General features: G+C 49.6%; 13 protein-coding genes. 4 read left to right on the forward strand and 9 right to left on the reverse strand.

The features are described 5' to 3' along the window. Nucleotides 1-29 precede the first annotated feature (29 nt). The 3 genes from GILYN3_RS02065 to GILYN3_RS02075 all read right to left on the reverse strand — a co-directional run bounded on the left by GILYN3_RS02065 (nucleotide 30) and on the right by GILYN3_RS02075 (nucleotide 5,283). Nucleotides 30-581, reverse strand: a complete 552-nt coding sequence (locus GILYN3_RS02065) for a transglutaminase-like cysteine peptidase (RefSeq protein WP_084005041.1) — start codon at nucleotides 579-581, stop codon at nucleotides 30-32. A gap of 456 nt (nucleotides 582-1,037) precedes the next feature. Further along, nucleotides 1,038-2,306, reverse strand: coding sequence for a ribonucleotide-diphosphate reductase subunit beta (locus tag GILYN3_RS02070; RefSeq protein WP_049721307.1), 1,269 nt, complete (start codon nucleotides 2,304-2,306; stop codon nucleotides 1,038-1,040). 79 nt (nucleotides 2,307-2,385) lie between these two features. Further along, nucleotides 2,386-5,283 carry a ribonucleoside-diphosphate reductase subunit alpha gene (locus tag GILYN3_RS02075; protein WP_049721308.1) on the reverse strand — a complete coding sequence of 966 codons (2,898 nt, stop codon included), beginning with the start codon at nucleotides 5,281-5,283 and terminating at the stop codon, nucleotides 2,386-2,388. 874 nt (nucleotides 5,284-6,157) lie between these two features. Between GILYN3_RS02075 and GILYN3_RS02080 the strand changes: the two genes are divergently transcribed. The 3 genes from GILYN3_RS02080 to GILYN3_RS02090 all read left to right on the forward strand — a co-directional run bounded on the left by GILYN3_RS02080 (nucleotide 6,158) and on the right by GILYN3_RS02090 (nucleotide 10,427). Beyond that, nucleotides 6,158-7,045, forward strand: coding sequence for an AEC family transporter (locus GILYN3_RS02080; RefSeq protein ID WP_232305537.1), 888 nt, complete (start codon nucleotides 6,158-6,160; stop codon nucleotides 7,043-7,045). 111 nt (nucleotides 7,046-7,156) lie between these two features. Continuing rightward, complete coding sequence (gene purU, locus GILYN3_RS02085) at nucleotides 7,157-8,017, forward strand: formyltetrahydrofolate deformylase (protein ID WP_049721310.1); 861 nt, start codon at nucleotides 7,157-7,159, stop codon at nucleotides 8,015-8,017. Between the two features lie 268 nt (nucleotides 8,018-8,285). Next, on the forward strand, nucleotides 8,286-10,427 hold the full coding sequence (locus GILYN3_RS02090) for a methyl-accepting chemotaxis protein (RefSeq protein WP_084005043.1): 2,142 nt from the start codon (nucleotides 8,286-8,288) through the stop codon (nucleotides 10,425-10,427). Between the two features lie 6 nt (nucleotides 10,428-10,433). Here GILYN3_RS02090 and GILYN3_RS02095 read toward each other — a convergent pair whose 3' ends face one another. From GILYN3_RS02095 to GILYN3_RS02115, 5 genes are all read right to left on the reverse strand, one after another. Next, the gene (locus GILYN3_RS02095) at nucleotides 10,434-11,030 is read right to left on the reverse strand and encodes a response regulator transcription factor (RefSeq protein WP_049721311.1); all 597 of its coding nucleotides are present in this window, start codon (nucleotides 11,028-11,030) and stop codon (nucleotides 10,434-10,436) included. Further along, on the reverse strand, nucleotides 11,027-12,160 hold the full coding sequence (locus tag GILYN3_RS02100; RefSeq protein WP_049721312.1) for a sensor histidine kinase: 1,134 nt from the start codon (nucleotides 12,158-12,160) through the stop codon (nucleotides 11,027-11,029). Before GILYN3_RS02100 ends, GILYN3_RS02095 begins: the two co-directional genes overlap by 4 nt. A 293-nt stretch (nucleotides 12,161-12,453) precedes the next feature. Then, nucleotides 12,454-14,157, reverse strand: a complete 1,704-nt coding sequence (locus GILYN3_RS02105) for a sodium:solute symporter family protein (protein ID WP_049721313.1) — start codon at nucleotides 14,155-14,157, stop codon at nucleotides 12,454-12,456. Nucleotide 14,158: 1 nt separating this feature from the next. Then, nucleotides 14,159-14,425 carry a DUF4212 domain-containing protein gene (locus GILYN3_RS02110; protein ID WP_049721314.1) on the reverse strand — a complete coding sequence of 89 codons (267 nt, stop codon included), beginning with the start codon at nucleotides 14,423-14,425 and terminating at the stop codon, nucleotides 14,159-14,161. A gap of 78 nt (nucleotides 14,426-14,503) precedes the next feature. Then, nucleotides 14,504-15,217 (reverse strand): DUF6445 family protein, encoded by a 714-nt coding sequence (locus GILYN3_RS02115; protein ID WP_269745913.1) that lies wholly within the window; start codon nucleotides 15,215-15,217, stop codon nucleotides 14,504-14,506. A 133-nt stretch (nucleotides 15,218-15,350) separates the two neighbouring features. On the opposite strand from GILYN3_RS02115, the gene GILYN3_RS02120 reads away from it, so the two are divergent. Continuing rightward, on the forward strand, nucleotides 15,351-16,694 hold the full coding sequence (locus GILYN3_RS02120; protein ID WP_049721316.1) for an alkaline phosphatase: 1,344 nt from the start codon (nucleotides 15,351-15,353) through the stop codon (nucleotides 16,692-16,694). Here the strand turns inward: GILYN3_RS02120 and GILYN3_RS02125 are convergent. After that, nucleotides 16,669-18,060 carry a YihY/virulence factor BrkB family protein gene (locus GILYN3_RS02125; protein WP_049721317.1) on the reverse strand — a complete coding sequence of 464 codons (1,392 nt, stop codon included), beginning with the start codon at nucleotides 18,058-18,060 and terminating at the stop codon, nucleotides 16,669-16,671. The two genes, GILYN3_RS02120 and GILYN3_RS02125, sit on opposite strands and share 26 nt — an antisense overlap. Nucleotides 18,061-18,065: the final 5 nt, after the last annotated feature.

Consider the following 18,065-nt stretch of genomic DNA (forward strand, 5'->3'; position numbering starts at 1 on the left):
ACTCCCAGTTGGGCCTTTGCATAAGTACATTAGAGAAACCCCTCATCGCGCATCCGTTGCAGCACATCGCGCCAACGCGATAAGCGTGTGGTAGGGTCATTTTGCGTTTTGTTGCCGCCGAGCCACAGACCTTGGCTATTAAAGCTAAATACCGGTGTTAAGTCGGGGCGCTCGTGGGCGGGTAAAATATTTGGGTTAAGGTTGTCTAAAATTAAAGGTTCAGCGCTACTGCTGGAAAAATAACCCAGCACCATATGGGCTTGGGCACGATTACCGAGCTTAGCTTTGACATAAATAAGACGCAGGTTATCTGGCGCGATTCCAAGCTTAAGTAGCGACATATATTTGGCAATACTAAAGTCTTCGCAATCACCGCCGCGCATGCCCATAGTTTGTATCGGTGTGGCCCAATAATCCTTCTCACGCCAGAGCAGTGCATCGTCGGTAAATTGAATGTTTTGATTAAAAAAAGTATTGATGGCGCCGAGTTTGGCTTGATCGGTTTGACCGTCTTGTGCGGCGATAAGTTGAAACCAAGCCCCTAATAATGCGTGCCCATCGTCCCCGTAATTGGCTTGCATGTTTTTCAGTATTTGGTCGCTTTGCAGTGCGGTGACACTAAGGGTAAAAAAAAGGGTGGTAATGATCGAGCTGCCAACAAGCCATTGCCAGAGGTGACTCAGGTGTTTTGCAGGTGCACTAACACCGTTAACACAAGCCGTAAGGTTTGTGCTGTGGGGACGAAGGTGTCTGTTATCTGTATGGCGCCGGCTCAAACGATATCGCTCAATATTAGGCTGTGCGTTTGAGTATAACAGCCGTGCGCGCGTGCGACAGCCGCTTTGCCTTGCTTGACACCTTTTTGGTCGTAATCTGATCAGTTGCAGGCTGTACTAGATGGTTACACTTGGAGTTGCTGCAACAGGTTAGGGCGGTAGCGGCAGAGTTGTTGTCAAGGGCGTATAGCAGGAACGATTAAAACGCAGAGGTGGAGCAGAAAAACCTGGGTGAAATGATTCCCACCCAGGTTAATAGGATTAATCCCAGCTTAGAGCGCCACCGGTTTGATACTCGATAACACGGGTTTCAAAGAAGTTTTTCTCTTTGCGTAAATCCATGATTTCGCTCATCCACGGGAAGGGGTTTTGCGCACCCACATACTGCTCTTTAAGGCCTACCTGAGCTAGACGGCGATTGGCGATAAAGTGCAGGTATTCTTCCATCATAGCAGCGTTCATGCCCAATATACCGCGGGGCATAGAGTCGCGGGCGTAAGCGATTTCAAGCTCGGCGCCTTCGACCACCATTTGCGTGACTTCTTGCTGAAACTCGGTCGACCACAGGTGTGGGTTTTCGAGTTTGATCTGGTTGATAATGTCGATACCAAAGTTTAAGTGCATCGACTCATCGCGCAAAATGTACTGGAATTGCTCGGCAACGCCCGTCATTTTATTGCGTCGGCCCATCGACAAAATTTGGCTAAAACCGCAATAGAAGAAGATACCCTCGGTAACCACATAAAAAGCCACTAGGTTACGCAACAGCTCTTGGTCGGTTTCGGGAGTGCCGGTGTTAAACGTCGGGTCGCTCAGTGATTGCGTGTGCTTTAAGCTCCAAGCCGCTTTGGCCGCAACCGAAGGTAGCTCGCGGTACATGTTAAACACTTCGCCTTCATCCATCCCCAATGATTCGATACAGTACTGGTAAGCGTGGGTGTGAATCGCCTCTTCAAACGCTTGACGCAGAATATACTGGCGACATTCGGGGTTGGTGATTAGACGGTAAAGCGCCAGTACCAAGTTGTTGGCAACCAGTGAATCGGCAGTCGAGAAGTAGCCCAAGCTGCGCTTAACCACGCGGCGCTCGTCATCGGTTAAGCCCTCGTCGCCTTTCCATAAGGCGATGTCGGCGGTCATGTTGACCTCTTGTGGCATCCAGTGGTTGGCGCAACCGTCGAGGTATTTTTGCCAGGCCCAGTCGTATTTAAAGGGCACTAGTTGGTTAAGGTCGGCACGACAGTTGATCATGCGTTTGTCGTCTACCTCGATACGCTGAGCGCCGAGTTCTAGCTCTTCTAATCCAGGTGCCAGATCTAGTTTTTCCAGCGCTTCACGCGCTTGGCGGATAACCTCGGACTCGGCGCTACCTGCTTCTGCGTTATTGTGCGGGGCACTGTTTGCCGCCTCATTTGCCGTAGGTTTCGCCTCTGCTTTGCTAGGCGTGGCGACAGCGGCAGCTTGAGCTGCCGGGTTGGGCGCCGATTGTGTGTTGTTTTCGTCGATGTTGAATTCGTCCCAGCTCAGCATAGTGGCGGTATCCTTTTGATCGTGAGGCTAAAAAATATGATTGGTCACTGCGCTTGCAAGCACAGTGACCAATGGCGTCTTACTGGCAGGCGTCGCAGTCTGGCTCATCCAATGCGCAAGCTTTTGGCACGGGAGCCGCTTGTGGCGCACTAGCGGCCGCGGTACTGCTTGCGGTGCTGCCAGACGATACGGCATTAAGTGAGCCGGTATTGATGGTCGACTTCTCGGTAGTGGTGGCCGACAAAGCACGTAGGTAGTACGTGGTTTTAAGCCCTTGGAACCAAGCCATGCGGTAGGTTACATCAAGCTTTTTACCGTTGGCGCCGGCGATATACAGGTTCAAGCTTTGCGCTTGGTCGATCCATTTTTGGCGGCGACTGGCAGCTTCGACAATCCAGCGTGGCTCTACTTCAAACGCAGTGGCATACAGGTGCTTTATATCGGCCGGGATACGGTCGATTTTTTGCAGCGAGCCCTCGTAGTATTTCAGGTCGTTAACCATCACGCTGTCCCATAAGCCGAGCGCTTTTAAGTCGCGCACTAAGGCTGGGTTTACGACGGTAAATTCGCCCGATAGGTTCGATTTAACGTATAAGTTTTGGTACGTCGGCTCTATGGACTGGCTAACCCCGGTAATGTTGGCAATGGTCGCTGTGGGCGCGATCGCCATAACGTTAGAGTTGCGCATGCCTTGGGTTTTAACAGTCTCACGCAAAGTGTCCCAGTCGAGCCGTTGGGTGCGATCTACTTGTAGGTAATCGGCACCGCGCTCGCGAGCGAGAATCTCCAGTGAATCGACAGGTAAAATACCCTGGCTCCAGAGCGAACCCTCAAAGCTTGAGTAGCGACCGCGCTCGGCGGCTAGGTTAGACGATTCGGCAATGGCGTAATAGCTGATGGCTTCCATTGAGGTATCGGCAAACTCTACCGCCTCAGGTGAGCCATAAGCGATGTGCTGGGCATAGAGGGCGTCTTGGAAACCCATAATGCCTAAACCGATAGGGCGGTGACGCAAGTTAGAAGTACGCGCGCTATCGACCGAGTAGTAGTTAATGTCGATAACGTTATCGAGCATACGAATCGCGGTTTTAATGGTGGCTGCCAGTTTGGTTTGATCCAACTTGCCATCGACAATATGCTGCGCCAAGTTAACCGAGCCTAAGTTACACACGGCAATTTCTTCATTGGCTTTGGTGTTGAGCGTGATCTCGGTACACAGGTTAGACGAGTGTACGACGCCGGCGTGTTGCTGCGGACTACGCAGGTTACAAGCGTCTTTAAAAGTGATCCAAGGGTGACCAGTTTCAAACAGCATGCCCAGCATCTTGCGCCATAAATCTAATGCACGGATGGTTTTGTGCGGCTTGATTTTACCCGCAGCGGCTTGTTGCTCGTAGTATGTGTAGCGTTCTTCAAAGGCGTGACCAAACAAGTCGTGCAAATCTGGCACATCGTTGGGTGAGAACAGTGTCCACTCTTTGTCGTCAAACACACGCTTCATAAACAGGTCAGGAACCCAGTTGGCGGTGTTCATATCGTGGGTGCGGCGACGATCATCCCCGGTGTTTTTACGCAACTCTAGAAACTCTTCGATATCCAAGTGCCAAGTTTCTAGGTAGGCACATACGGCGCCTTTACGCTTACCGCCTTGGTTCACGGCAACGGCGGTGTCGTTAGCCACTTTTAGGAACGGGACGACGCCCTGCGAGCGACCGTTGGTGCCTTTAATGTAAGCACCTAGCGAGCGAACAGGGGTCCAGTCATTACCTAAGCCGCCGGCAAATTTGCTGAGCATGGCGTTGTCTTGCATCGCGCCGTAAATGCCGTGCAGGTTGTCTGGCACGGTGGTTAAGTAGCAAGAGGATAGCTGCGGGCGCAATGTGCCGGCGTTAAACAATGTAGGGGTCGAGCTCATGTAATCGAATGAGCTGAGCAGGCGGTAAAACTCGATGGCGCGCTCTTCACGGTTGTCTTCTTCGGCGGCGAGACCCATGGCAACCCGCATAAAGAAAATTTGCGGCAGCTCGATACGGACATCGTTGCTGTGAATAAAGTAGCGGTCGTAGAGCGTTTGCAGCCCCAGGTAAGTAAACTGCAAGTCACGCTCAGCTAACAGGGCTTTACCCAGTTTTTCTAAGTCGTAATTTAATAGCTCGGGATGAATAAGCTCAAGCTCGACACCTTTGCGAATATAAACGGGCAGGGCACGAGCGTAATGCTCGTGCATATCGGCTTGAGTTGCAGTATTGGCAAGGCCTAAAAAGCCCAGAGCCTCGGCGCGCAGTTTGTCGAGCAGTAGACGCGCGGTGGCGTAGCTGTAGTTAGGCTCTTTTTCAACCAGTGTGCGGGCGGTTATGACTAACGATGTGTTGACGTCTTCGTATTTTACGCCGTCATAGAGGTTGCGCATGGCCTCATCGAGAATGGCTTTGTCGTCTACGTCGGTTAGGCCGGCGCAGGCCTCACTTACGATAGTGCGAATATGCACCATATCCAGCGGTGCGGTAGTGCCATCTTCTTGAGTGATTTGGATCACGGGATAATCTGGATCGGCTTGAACTGTAGCGTCTTCTGGACGCTTAGAGGCGCGCAGGCGTGCGTGCTCTTCACGGTATAAAACGTAATCACGCGCAATTTTTTGCTCGCCCGAGCGCATCAGGACTAGCTCGGCCTGGTCTTGAATGTCTTCGATGTGAATGGTGCCACCAGAGGGCATGCGACGCTTGAAGGTGGCGGTAATTTGTTTGGTTAGGTTGTCCACTATTTCATGAACGCGGCCAGAGGCTGCGGCAGTGCCGCCTTCAACGGCCAAAAAGGCTTTGGTCATAGCGACGGCAATTTTACTGGCATCAAATGGCACCACGGTGCCATTGCGTTTGATGACGCGCAGCTGACCCGGCGCGGTAGCCTCTAGATTCTGAGAGTTGTCATTGTTGCTGGATGCAGAGGCTTGAGCCGAGTGTGTATCTGTTTGCATGGATGTCTCCGTGGAAATTCCTTGTTGGTATGAGTGCGACGGGGTATTCCCGCTAATACGGTTGTTATTGCGTTTTGATCAAACTTACCGGGCACAGTGAGCCGAGGTGCCGCCGTTGATGTGTAACGCCTTGATGCATAAAGCACCGATGTACAAATATTGACCGGGAAGTGACTCCGGCTTTAACTGTCGAGTGTTCTATGGGACTACTTGGACCTAGCTTGGGTTTATCTTGGGCTTATAAAAAGGCACTGCATTTCGTGTTTCTAATGTGATATCGATAATTTTGTGGCTGTAGCCTTATATCAGTTGGGGCATAGGCTTTTGATACTGCCAGACGTTAACCCCGACGGGCCGGCGTATTACCACAATAGGCGCTATTTAGAGCTAATAAAGATCATATTTTGTGATGCTCATAGCAATATTTGTCATATTGTGCAAATTAGCCAGAAACCCTATATATAGGTGTTTTGCAAAAGTGGGATACAAGATAATGCGGTTTGAGAGGGAATGCAAGCGAAGAAAGCCAGCTCGAATTAGTGTCTAGAGGCAACTGAAGTGGTCGCTAACGTGACGGCCCGTCGCGGTCGTGGACTGGCGCAATAATAGGCTGCTTGTTGGGATTAGACTAAATAATTATGACGACTCAAGTGTTTTATTCATTTGTATTTTACGGTTCTGTTTGGAGATTAAACCGGCTTTGCCGGGTAGCTTGCGGAGGCGCCTTTGGTACACGTGCAGGGTTGTATTTGAGCTTTGCATAACCTAACCGATATTGTGCGCAACTGTCGGCTACAATGTCGCCTTCTGGGTTGCTCGCGGCTCGTATTTACTATCCGTATCTTGCTTTCATTTGGAGTTTATCTTGCTGTTGATGTTGTTGCCCATATTGGCACCGGTGTTTATCGCCACCGCAGTAGGTTTTATGTGGGCCCGCTCGGGGGCCGAGTATCCGTCTGATTTTATCGGCCGCTTGGTTATGACGGTAGGGACGCCCTGTTTGATTGTCTCGTCGCTGGCCAGTACCGAGATCGAGCTTGCCAGTATTTCTCGGGTGGCGTTAGCGGCGGCGCTGGTGTTAGGTACGACAGGACTTTTGGGTTATAGCTTACTGCGCTTAAAAGGCCTTGATGTAACTACTTACCTGCCGCCGATAGTGTTGCCCAACAATGGCAATATGGGCTTACCGGTATGCTTGTTTGCCTTTGGCGAGCAGGGCTTGGCGTTAGCGCTGGGCTATTTTTTAGTAATGATGTTTTTTACCTTTACGGTGGGGTTGGCCGTGGTCGCAGGCGGTCATGGTCCGCGGGCTATGTTTAAAGCGGTTGCGGGCCAGCCTGTGCTGTGGGCAATGCTATTGGCGGTTGCACTGTTGCTTACCGATACGGCCATTCCTTTGTGGTTAAGTAATACCTTAACGCTATTGGGCGATTTTGCTATTCCGTTAATGATGCTGACACTGGGTGTCTCGCTGGGTCGCTTAAAAATTAAAAAACTCAAACGCAGTGTTTTTTTTAGCGCTTTACGTATTGCTGGTGGTTTGGCTGTGGCGTATGGGGTAGTGGCCGCACTGGGATTAACGGGCATCGAGCGGGGGGTAGTGCTGTTGCAATCGGCGATGCCGGTGGCGGTGTTTACCTATATTTTAAGTCTGCGCTACGAGCGTGACTATCAAGAGGTGGCGGCGATGGTGGTAACCTCGACAGCGATGGCCTTTATTACATTACCTCTGATTTTGGCGTGGGTACTGCAAGGTATTTAGCCGATAAAAAGAGCGCCCTTGAGTCCATCAGGGCGATAGGATAATCTTGGCGCGCTTATGAGCGCCGTCTGCTGTAGGGCAGGCCGATAACCGCAGTAGAGAGAGCAAGTAATGGCAGATGTAAAAGAAATCGTATTGACCTTCAGTTGTCAGGATCAGCGAGGCCTAGTGGCGCGAGTCGCCAGTTTATTTGCCGAGCGCGGCTATAACATTACCGAATCGTCACAGTTTGAAGATACCGATCGCCGCCGCTTTTTTATGCGCACGGTGCTTGATTGCCCTGCAGGCGTTAATATCGAAGACATTAACTCACTGTTTACACCCGTTGCCGAACAGTACCAAATGGATTGGAAAATTAGCGACACAGCCTGTAAGCCTAAAGTGCTTATCGCTGTCTCGCAGTGGGGGCATTGCCTTAATAGCCTATTAAACAGCTGGAAGAACGGCTCGCTGCCGATTGATATTGTCGGTGTGGTATCGAATCATAATGTGATGCAGTCCTTGACCGAATGGTACGATTTACCGTTTTACCATCTGCCTATTACCGCCGATACAAAACCTCAACAAGAAGCGGCTATTTGGCAGCTGATGCAAGATCGTCAGGCTGACTGTTTAGTGCTGGCGCGCTATATGCAAATTTTATCAGATGATTTATGCCGCAAACTCGAAGGTCGCGCCATTAATATTCACCACTCATTTTTACCTGGCTTTAAAGGCGCAAAACCTTATCATCAGGCGTATGAGCGCGGCGTAAAGCTAATTGGTGCTACGGCGCACTTTGTAACAGCCGACCTCGACGAAGGCCCTATTATCGAGCAGGCTGTCGAGCGCGTCTCACACGTTAACTCGCCAGAGGGAATGGCTGAGATTGGTCGCGATATCGAAGCGGTGGTGCTTAATCGTGCGCTGCGTTGGCATGCTGAGCATCGGGTGTTGTTAAACGGCACTAAAACCGTGGTGTTTTCACGCTAAATATTATTATCCAGTTTTCTTCGGTGCTCGTTCGGGCACCGTTTTTTTGCTTGCCTCCAACTTATTGCACGCTTTTGGTGCGCTGTCGTCGCTGACTTAACCCCCTTAGTCTAGATATCGCGTGGCGTTGATTTATACGTCAATATTGGCCTGTTTTCTGCATTCATGTGTCTAGGTGATTTGTGAGCCATAACCGGCCGGCTTAACCTCATCACATCCGCTATCTGCTACGCCCTTTGAGAAGGGTTTACGTTAAAGGACCCTCGCCATGAGCTTACAAAGTGACCAAATGCAATTGTCAGGATCGGAGCGCCATTGGTTAGATTGGTTTGGCGGTAATGGCAAGTTGGCGTTAGGTTGGTCTTGCCGGGTAAATCGCAGTCGTTACGCGTTGATGGAGCAAGCTTTTGAGAGCATTGCCAATACTCGTATTCGCTTAATGCAGCAGTGGGTAGAGGCACAATGGCGTCATCTCGATGGTGTCGCGGCACGTTTAGTTGGCGAAGAGGTACAGCTCGACACATTGCTGCCTCGTCAGCAACAGCGGATGAAAGACTGCTCTGAATTGTTTTTGATTAACTCCACCGGACAAGTTGTTGAGTCAACCTATGCGGGCCATAAAGGCTTGCGCGATTTAGACAATAAGGCAGTGGCGGCCGGCTTGGCTGAGCCTTTTTTACACGGCCCCTATGTGGATACGTTAACCGAGAAGATCGGGCCATCCAGCTCTAAATTTCATGATGCTGTAACCTTGATGTTTTATTTACCGGTAACGTTAGCCGACGGTAGCTTGGGCGGTTTGTGTGCGCGTTACCCTAACGATGTGCTGAGTGATTTGATCCAGCGCGAAGCGGGCCACATCTTTACTGAATCGGGCGATAACTATCTATTTATGGTCGAGTCCAACTTCGATCGCTCGATTGCAGCCGGCACGGCATTGTCGCGCTCACGTTTTGAAGACAGTACATTTTCTCACGGTGAAAACCTCAAATCTGGCATTAATACCAACTGGGGTGTGGTCGGCGTACGACATCACACTGAATTTGAAATTCGTTTTACCGATCCGGCTACCGGTCAGTTGCACCCAGGCGTACGTGAGACGATTAAAAATGGTAGTAACTTATTTGTCACATACCCAGGTTATTCCGATTACCGCCATATTCCTGTAATCGGTAAGGGCGTTACCTTCTCCTTAAAAGGTTCACCCGATCGCTGGGGCATGATGTGTGAGGGTGATCTGGAAGAGGTGTATCGGTTTCGCTCAGTGACTTACTCTATGATGCGCCAATATGTGTTGTCGGTACTGTTTGCCTTTGGCGCTAATGCGCTGTTGCATAGCTTTACCGAGTTGCCGTTGTGGGGGGTTAACACGGCAACTGCAGGGTTATTGGCGGTTAGCGCTTTCGTGTTTCGCCATCACGGTCCCAGGCGTTTGGCACGACGCATTGGTAAAATGACAGAAATGATTCACGCTATTGCCGAAGGTGGTGGAAACTTACGACAACGATTGGATACTCGTAAACTTGCGCCGGATGAAACCGGCGACTTAGGTCGCTGGACCAACAGTTTTATTGATAATCTTGATAGTATCGTCGGCGAAGTGATTGGCGCTGCCAACGATGTGAAAAGTAATAGTGATCAGATGCTAACGCGCAACGAACAAGCGCGCAGTACCTCGCAGACCGTATCCAGCTCTGTCGAACAAATGTTGACGCTAGTAGAAGATCAAATCTGTGAGATAAGCAACGCCAGTGTGACGGCGAATCAGATGAAAACCACAATGGACGAAGTGGTCGCGCAAGCCCGAGGACAATTGGCGCAAGTGCAAACCGGGACGCAATCGATTCGCGATGTGGTAGAGCGTTCGGCCGAGACAATTCATCGGCTTAATGATCAAACCTCCGAAATCTCCAGTATGGTGACGATGATTGGAGGCATTACCGAGCAAACTAACTTGTTAGCACTTAACGCGGCAATCGAGGCTGCGCGTGCCGGTGAGCACGGTCGAGGTTTCTCGGTGGTAGCCGAGGAGGTGCGCTCTCTGGCCGGTCGCACCGCCCAAGTTGCCGAAGATATTAGTGAAAAAATTCTATCGATACAATTGGAGTCACAAAAGGCGGCTACTTATATGGAGTCTAGTGTTGAGGAGGTTGATCGTGGGCTGCGCCTTGCGGAAGAGTCCTCAACCGACAATGCAGAGTTACACGAGATAGTGGCGCAAATGTTCAATGCGATTCAGCAAATTGAGCAAACCAGCCGTCAAAGCGGCGATCGGGTGCGCGAGGTGGCAAGCTCCAGCGATGCGATGAATCAAGTGTATCGAGTTTTGCGAGGCAGTTCGGATAGGTTACAAAATACCGCCGTTACTTTGCATCAATTGGTGGATTCGTTTCAGGTGTCGGTGCGTTAGCGTCCCTTATAGCCAGCCTCTGTGTCGCGCGATACGCGCGGCATCTACTCGATTGCCAGCGCCTAATTTGCTGATTGCCTCGGATAAATAATTGCGGATGGTTCCTTCAGATAAACACAGTTTTTGCGCAATGTGTGCAGTGCTTAAGCCTTCGTGAGCAAGACGCAAAGCACGCCGTTCTTTGTCGGTTAAAGGGTCTTGATCGCCTAGCGCTTGCAAGGCCAACTCACTAGCAATAACGCGCTCGCCCCGGTGGACGCGATAAATTGCGTCCACCAATTGATCTGACGGGGCATCTTTCAGTAAAAATCCTCCCACATCTAATGCTAATGCCCGACGAACAAAACCGGCGCGATTAAACGTAGTAATAATAATGCTTGCCAGCGGGTTCTGTTGCTCACGCAACCAAGCGACCAGATCAAGTCCGCTTAACCCTGGCATTTCAATATCTGTCAGCAATATATCGAAGCTTTTCTCTCGCAGCAAAGCCTGCGCTTTAAGCCCATCGCTCACCGCCGTGATGCTAAACGAAGGTTCTAATCCTAACAGCGTACTGAGTGCATCGCGCAACATGGTTTGATCTTCGGCTAACAGTATGTTCATGCTGGGGCACCGCTATTAACTATGTTTTTGGGTACGCTAATATTAGCGCAATAACCGCGCTCGGTTGTAATAATAAGTTGCCCTCCGAGTGCGTGTAACCGCTGTCTTATGCCAAGTAAACCGTTGCCTTCCGTAATGTTGTCGAGCGTACCATTGTCTTTTAACGTCATTGTGACCGTGGTGTCGTCTTGGTTAAATGTTAGCCCACACTGGCTGGCATTACTGTGGCGCAACAAGTTGGTGGTTAGCTCTCGTAATATCAAGGCCAGAGCGCCATCTGCCTCTTGGTTCATAAGGGAGGGGACTTTGCCGGTTTGCTTAAATTGAATACCTTGCTCGCGCATACGCAATGCTAAATTGATCAATTCGGTGGCAAGGTTGCTGCGGTGAACACCACTGATGGTCTCGCGTACTTGGCGCAGTCCGTCACGGGTAATGGTTTGCAGTTGTATCAGCTCTTCGGCAGCTTGCTCGGCCTGTTGCCGCGCCAAGAGTTTTTGTGCCAGCTCTGCTTTTAAGGCAATGGTTGCGAGTGTATGGCCAATCACGTCATGTAAGTCGCGGGCAATACGTTCGCGTTCAAGCGATTGTGCCAAGCTGCGAATCTCTTCGGTCGATTGTTGCTCTCGTTGCGCGCTTTGTGCTCGCAATCGTTCGACAACGCCGATCATGCCAATGGTCGGAGTGCCAATAAAAATATATAAGCTGAAAAATAAGAATGGATAGTGCAGCACCTGACCTAGCCAGTAGGTGCCGAGCAATATAACACTGACAGCGCCAATAAAGTAACGTAGTGGCAATATAATACCCAGAAAAAATCCACTGTACATAAAAAAGTTAGACGCACCTGGAGTAATTGCCGAGCAGGCAGTGGCAATGCCTAGCATGGCTGCAATGGCGAGATACCAACGGTTCTTAGGTAAAAATCGAACGCTAATATAAGTGGCGATAAACGCGACGTAGCCGACAAGTGCCAATGCTAATTTCCAGCCAGTAATAGGCATGGCAAAAATAGGAATAAAATAATAGGCGCTAAAAATTAACCACAAGTAGTAGAGACGATCGTTTTTAAAGTAATGGATACTGTCGTATGCTGGTGATAGCTTGGGTGAGTGCTCGGGAGGGTACATAGTTGACCTCAATGTTGAGTGCACAAGTAGCTGGCGAATGCCAGAATGAGTAAGTTGATACTCAGGGTGACTTTAGCCCATTGTCCAAGTTCGGGTGATATATCGCAGAGCAAGCTATAGGTACATACAGCGGTGACAGACAGATAGTCGAAAAGGGCAATGACCATGGGTACAGCTCCTGAGTTGTTGCAGGAATTTATTGTGCTGTACTTGACGGCGCTTAACCATTGAGCAATGTCACCCATTGAGGGTGACATTTGTCATTAATACTGGCCTTTTTAGTCTTTATCCTTCTAGGCTTTAATTTTCTGTGGATAGCGAATCGACTCGACCAGTTCCTGTACCTCGACTGGGGCCGGAGGGGTAAAACGCCAAACGGTAACGGCGACAATAATATTCAGCAACATACCCACAGTACCGATACCCTCAGGGGATATTCCCAACAACCAATACTCGGCGGTGTTGGGTAAGAGTGGCTCCATAACAATGCCTTTAAACACTAAAATGTAAATGGTGGTAAACAGTAGGCCGCAGATCATACCGGCAATGGCGCCTTCACGGTTCATGGATTTAAAGAAGATCCCCATAATAATCGCCGGAAAAAAGCTCGCTGCCGCCAAGCCGAATGCAAAGGCAACCACTTCGGCGACAAATCCCGGTGGATGTATACCTAAGTAACCCGCGACGCAAATAGCCACGGCGGCGGCAATCCGTGCAAACAGTAACTCTTGTTTTTCGCTAATGTCAGGCATCAGGTTACGTTTTAATAAATCGTGGGATATAGATGTCGAGATCACTAGCAGTAAACCGGCCGCGGTAGATAACGCCGCCGCCAAACCGCCGGCAGCAATCAAAGCAATAACCCAAATAGGTAAGCGGGCAATCTCGGGGGTCGCTAACACCATTATGTCGCGGTCGATGGTCATTTCGTTGCGCTCATCACCGCTGTAAAACAACCGACCGTCTTGGTTTTTATCTTCCCAAGCGACAAGGCCGGTGGTCTCCCAGCTATCGATCCAAGCGGGTGCTTGGCTGGCGGGTACGCCTTGGGCTTCGGGGCCGTTAATGGTCTCGATCATATTCACCCGAGCAAATACAGCGATCGCTGGAGCAGTGGTGTATAAAATGGCAATAAAAATTAATGCCCAGCCAGCACTCTTACGCGCGTCACGTACTTTAGGAACGGTAAAAAAACGCACGATAACGTGAGGTAAACCCGCAGTGCCGACCATCAATGCCGCGGTGATACAAAACACATCTATAGTCGATTTTTTACCCTCGGTATAGGCATTAAAACCAAGCGATGTACTTAAACCATCAAGTTTATCAAGTAAGAATACGCTGGGATTATCGACCATGGTCGAACCCATGCCGATTTGTGGGATGGGCGATCCGGTCATCATTAAACTTAAAAATATCGCCGGCACCATAAAGGCAAAGATCAGCACGCAGTATTGTGCTACCTGGGTGTAGGTGATGCCTTTCATACCGCCGAGTACGGCGTAGAAGAATACGATGCCCATGCCAATAAAAATACCCATGGTAATGTCGACTTCTAAAAAGCGCGAAAACACCACACCCACGCCGCGCATTTGCCCTGCCACGTAAGTGAAGGAGACAAAAATCGCGCAGATGACCGCTACCGTTCGGGCGGTTTGTGAGTAGTAGCGGTCGCCAATAAAGTCGGGTACGGTAAACTTGCCAAACTTGCGTAGGTAAGGGGCAAGACACAGAGCAAGCAGTACGTAGCCGCCGGTCCAGCCCATTAGGTACACGCTACCGTCGTAGCCGATAAACGAGATTAACCCAGCCATCGAGATAAACGAGGCCGCGCTCATCCAGTCGGCCGCGGTGGCCATGCCGTTAGCCAGTGGTGGCACATGGCCGCCGGCTACGTAAAACTCTTGAGTGGTGGCAGCGCGAGCCCAGATGGCAATGCCGATATAAAACGCAAAGGTAATGCCGACGATAATAAACGTGAGTACTTGAACATCCATCTTATTCTTCCTCTACGCCGAATTTTTTATCGAGCCGGTTCATGATACCTACATAAACAAAAATCAGTATCACAAAGGTGTAAATAGAACCTTGCTGGGCAAACCAAAATCCGAGTTTAAAACCACCTAAGTGAATATTGTTAAGTTGTTCGACGAATAAAATACCTGCCCCAAAAGACACAGAAAACCAGATACTAAGAAGAATAAGTAGCCAGCGAATGTTGGCTCGCCAGTAAGCTCGGGCGGCCTCTTTAGATGAAAAACTCATATGAAAGCTCCGTTTATTGTGATGTTTTTATCGGCCTATATATTTTTATAATATGCTATTGCTTGAGTTTAGAAATTGTTAATGATTGACTAAAAAACTGTTTATAGATAATCGAGCATTAGCTGGGTCTTGTGAGAAATCAAATTCGGGGGTAATAACGCCGGAGTGCAAGCTGGTGCAAGAGTAAAGTATTAAACGATTGTAGCGCGCTGGGATCTCGGCAATCTTTTCAAACACTTCGGTGTCGGCAGAAATATAATCTGCTGCAGGCACTCCCACTTGTTTGGCGTCAGCGTCTAGAGCGCTTATGTAAGGTTTAAAGCGCACGTCGGTAATAGACTCAAAGCCGGTGCTGCGGTGGCGATAAAAAGCGGTTCCGCCATATTGCTCGGTTGATTGGTTACACAAAAAATAAACGCTGGCTAACTCCTCTGGGTGACGAGAATCAAAATGCGGGATGCGTTGCAGCGGTTTGAGTGAACTGGGCGGCTGGGTTACCAGAGAGTAGCTGGATTCTACTCGGCTAATGTCGCCAGGGCGAGTGCCAAATGCATCGGCCAGTAGTGGTGGCAGGGCCCCCTCTAAAGCATTAGTGTAAGCACTAGGCGCTGGCGCACGATGCCCTGGAAACAATCCTTGATCGGGTTTAAATGCTGCACTGAGAGCTTGCTCGGCAAGCCATTCGGGATTATTTAAAAAATTATCAATAATTAACACAACTTGTCGTTCGCGACCGATATATCGACGCTTGATACGAGCTGTTGAATTGGTGAATAGCTTAGGTGTTATCATGAGTTAGAATACTAAACATAGATAGATTGTTGGCATTATTTTTTGTAATTATCTGGCACTATACGTCCCATCTGGGAGTGGCGCAATTGCCGCTTTCTATATCAATGCTTTTGATTAACTAGTAGGAGCGAAAATGAAACAGACATTGGCCGCCACGGCCCTATTATTTATCACTCAAGTGGCCAGCGCTGCAACAGCTCAGCAAGTCGCGCCACAGTCGATTATTTACGTAATTGGCGACGGCATGGGCATGGAGTACATAACTGCCTACCGTCACTTTGTCGATGATCCTGCGACAGAAGAAATCGAAGAAACCTTGTTTGATCGTTATTTCGTCGGCACCTCGGCCACTCATCCTCACGGCCATGAGCTAGTGACCGATTCAGCCGCAGGCGCCACCGCGTTATCGGCTGCTATTAAAACGTATAACGGAGCGATTGGCGTAGACATAGATAAGCAGCCAGTTGAAACATTGCTAGAGCGGGCCAAAACGCTGGGCTACAGCACGGCGATGGTTACTACTAGCCAGATCAACCATGCAACTCCAGCAAGCTTTGCGGCCCATATAGATAGCCGCCAAAAGTACGATGAAATTGCCGATCAGTACTTGGATAACCGTATTGCAGGAAAACCATGGGTTGATGTATTAATTGGCGGCGGAGAAAAATACTTTAAACGTGAGGATCGCGATTTGGTGGCAGGCTTTACCGCACTTGGGTATCAATACGCCGATAGTTTTGCTTTGTTAGACCGTATTGAAGCTGCCCCAGCGTTGGCACTGTTAGCTGATAAAGGTTTGCCGTTTGCCATAGATGCACCGCCGGCTAATCGCTTGGCGGTAATGACCAGCAAAGCTTTGGCGTTATTGCCCAAAAATAAACCGTTCTTTTTACTGGTCGAGGCGAGTGAGATCGATTGGTGCGGGCATGCCAATGATATTGCTTGCGCTATGGGTGAGATGCACGATGCCGAGCAAACCTTAGGCGTGGTGAGCCGTTATGTCTCCGAGCATAACAATACCGTTATGGTGATGACGGCCGATCACAGCACAGGTGGTTTAAGTATGGGCGCCAATGGCGAGTACGAATGGCGCGCATCCGTTGTGCGCGGGGTTAAAGCATCGGCTGGCGAGCTGGCCCGCGAACTAAAAGAGGCGGGTAATACATGGCCAGTCAAGTGGCAGGAGCTAACCGGCATTACGCTTAGCGCCGAGCAGCAAGATACTATGGCTAAGCAGGTTAAAGCCTCGGTAATTGCCAATACGGAAGCTGAAAAAAATAGCGCAAAAACCACGTTACGCAGCGGCATATTGGCCGCGATAAATACCGCCAGCGCTACTGGTTGGACAACTGGCGGCCATACCGGTGGCGATGTTGGAGTCTTTGCCGCTGGGGTTAATCCCGAGCAATTTGCCGGCCACCAAGATAATACCGCTATTGCGCTAAAACTATTTACTCGGTTACGTCCGGTGCAATAAGCGAATGTTCGGCGGTGGTACGTATCCAGTCGGCCATCGTTTGTTCACCCAGCTCTGCGTATAAGGCGGCCTCAACCCGGGCTTCTAATACATTGATGGCGGTATTTTTGAGCAGTGATCCAGGGATGTCGCTTTCGTGACGCCTTAGTGTTTGTAAAACCTCTCGCAGGGTAATACGATCGAGGGAGCGGGCAGGAACCAACCGGTTGGCATCTGTTCCCGAGATCATTATCAGATCGTACTTAAGCATTTTATGGATCATACGCTGGATTTCTTCTGGTCCTACCGACAAATGAGATTCCATTTTAGCGATTGAGGTACTGCCTTCATCGTTGTCAAAATTGCAAGCGACCTTGTGCATAATGGCAAGTCCTGTAAGCTCGTCGATACGAGCCGAGGGGAGATTAACTCGCGATCGGGTAATTTGTTGCGCGTGTTGTGAATAAAACGCAACGGCGGCACCTACCAACAAGATCAGCCAAGCCAGATACAGCCAAATAAGCAGTAAAATACCAACTGCAAAACCCGAGTAAATCGCGGTGTAGTTGCTTGATGAAGATACGAAAAGCGTAAAGCCAAAAATGGTGGTTTGCCATATTACACCGGCCACTAAGCCACCTAAAAATGCATGAGGTAGCCTGACGCGAGTATTGGGAATGAAGGTATATAGAAAGGTAAACAACCCAATAATAATGACATAGGGCATCGCGCTGGATAAAAATCCGTACAGCCAACCAAGAGGCGCAAACTCAATAAGGTTTTGCATCGTCTGGCTGTTAATCAGCGCAGCAGTGGCGCCCATGGCCGAAAACACCAGTAACGGGCCGATCATAATGACACTTAGATAACTGCTAAAACGCTGACCTAACGAGCGACTTTCACTGACGCGCCAAATCTCATTAAACGAGCGCTCGATTTTTTGAATCAGAGAGATAACCGTATAAATTAATACCCCAAGTCCAACTGAGCCTAAAACCCCTACCTTAATGTTATCGACAAAGCTTAAAATATTTTCGACTACCATTGGGCCGCGATCACCCAATGGGGCTGCCAGCATATGATCAAGAATAGGTTCTAGCTGGTTGTGCACCCCAAAGCCTTTCAGCACAGAAAAACTTAAAGCTAAAAAGGGCACCAGTGATAACAAAGTCGTGTACACCAGACTCATGGCGTGCAGAGTGATGTCGCCGCGCACTAAATCGCGTACCACCGCTACAATCACGCGCGATAAATGCCAAAAACGTTGATGCAATTTTGAGCGGTGTGCAGTTTCTACCTGCCATAAACCGCGGTCAAGTGCACGCAGGCCGTTCTCGATTTTTTTAGCAATCGATTCTGAGGGAACTTTGTGATCGCTGTCGCTCATACGGG

The sequence above is a fragment of the Gilvimarinus polysaccharolyticus genome (assembly GCF_001187555.1).
GTDB lineage: Bacteria > Pseudomonadota > Gammaproteobacteria > Pseudomonadales > Cellvibrionaceae > Gilvimarinus > Gilvimarinus polysaccharolyticus.

Bases quoted from the DNA above. Each gene is read 5' to 3' on its own strand.
- GILYN3_RS02065 (WP_084005041.1), bottom strand. From the start codon at position 581: ATGCAAGCCAATTACGGGGACGATGGGCACGCATTATTAGGGGCTTGG.
- GILYN3_RS02070 (WP_049721307.1), bottom strand. From the start codon at position 2,306: ATGCTGAGCTGGGACGAATTCAACATCGACGAAAACAACACACAATCG.
- GILYN3_RS02075 (WP_049721308.1), bottom strand. From the start codon at position 5,283: ATGCAAACAGATACACACTCGGCTCAAGCCTCTGCATCCAGCAACAAT.
- GILYN3_RS02080 (WP_232305537.1), top strand. From the start codon at position 6,158: ATGTTGTTGCCCATATTGGCACCGGTGTTTATCGCCACCGCAGTAGGT.
- purU (WP_049721310.1), top strand. From the start codon at position 7,157: ATGGCAGATGTAAAAGAAATCGTATTGACCTTCAGTTGTCAGGATCAG.
- GILYN3_RS02090 (WP_084005043.1), top strand. From the start codon at position 8,286: ATGAGCTTACAAAGTGACCAAATGCAATTGTCAGGATCGGAGCGCCAT.
- GILYN3_RS02095 (WP_049721311.1), bottom strand. From the start codon at position 11,030: ATGAACATACTGTTAGCCGAAGATCAAACCATGTTGCGCGATGCACTC.
- GILYN3_RS02100 (WP_049721312.1), bottom strand. From the start codon at position 12,160: ATGTACCCTCCCGAGCACTCACCCAAGCTATCACCAGCATACGACAGT.
- GILYN3_RS02105 (WP_049721313.1), bottom strand. From the start codon at position 14,157: ATGGATGTTCAAGTACTCACGTTTATTATCGTCGGCATTACCTTTGCG.
- GILYN3_RS02110 (WP_049721314.1), bottom strand. From the start codon at position 14,425: ATGAGTTTTTCATCTAAAGAGGCCGCCCGAGCTTACTGGCGAGCCAAC.
- GILYN3_RS02115 (WP_269745913.1), bottom strand. From the start codon at position 15,217: ATGATAACACCTAAGCTATTCACCAATTCAACAGCTCGTATCAAGCGT.
- GILYN3_RS02120 (WP_049721316.1), top strand. From the start codon at position 15,351: ATGAAACAGACATTGGCCGCCACGGCCCTATTATTTATCACTCAAGTG.
- GILYN3_RS02125 (WP_049721317.1), bottom strand. From the start codon at position 18,060: ATGAGCGACAGCGATCACAAAGTTCCCTCAGAATCGATTGCTAAAAAA.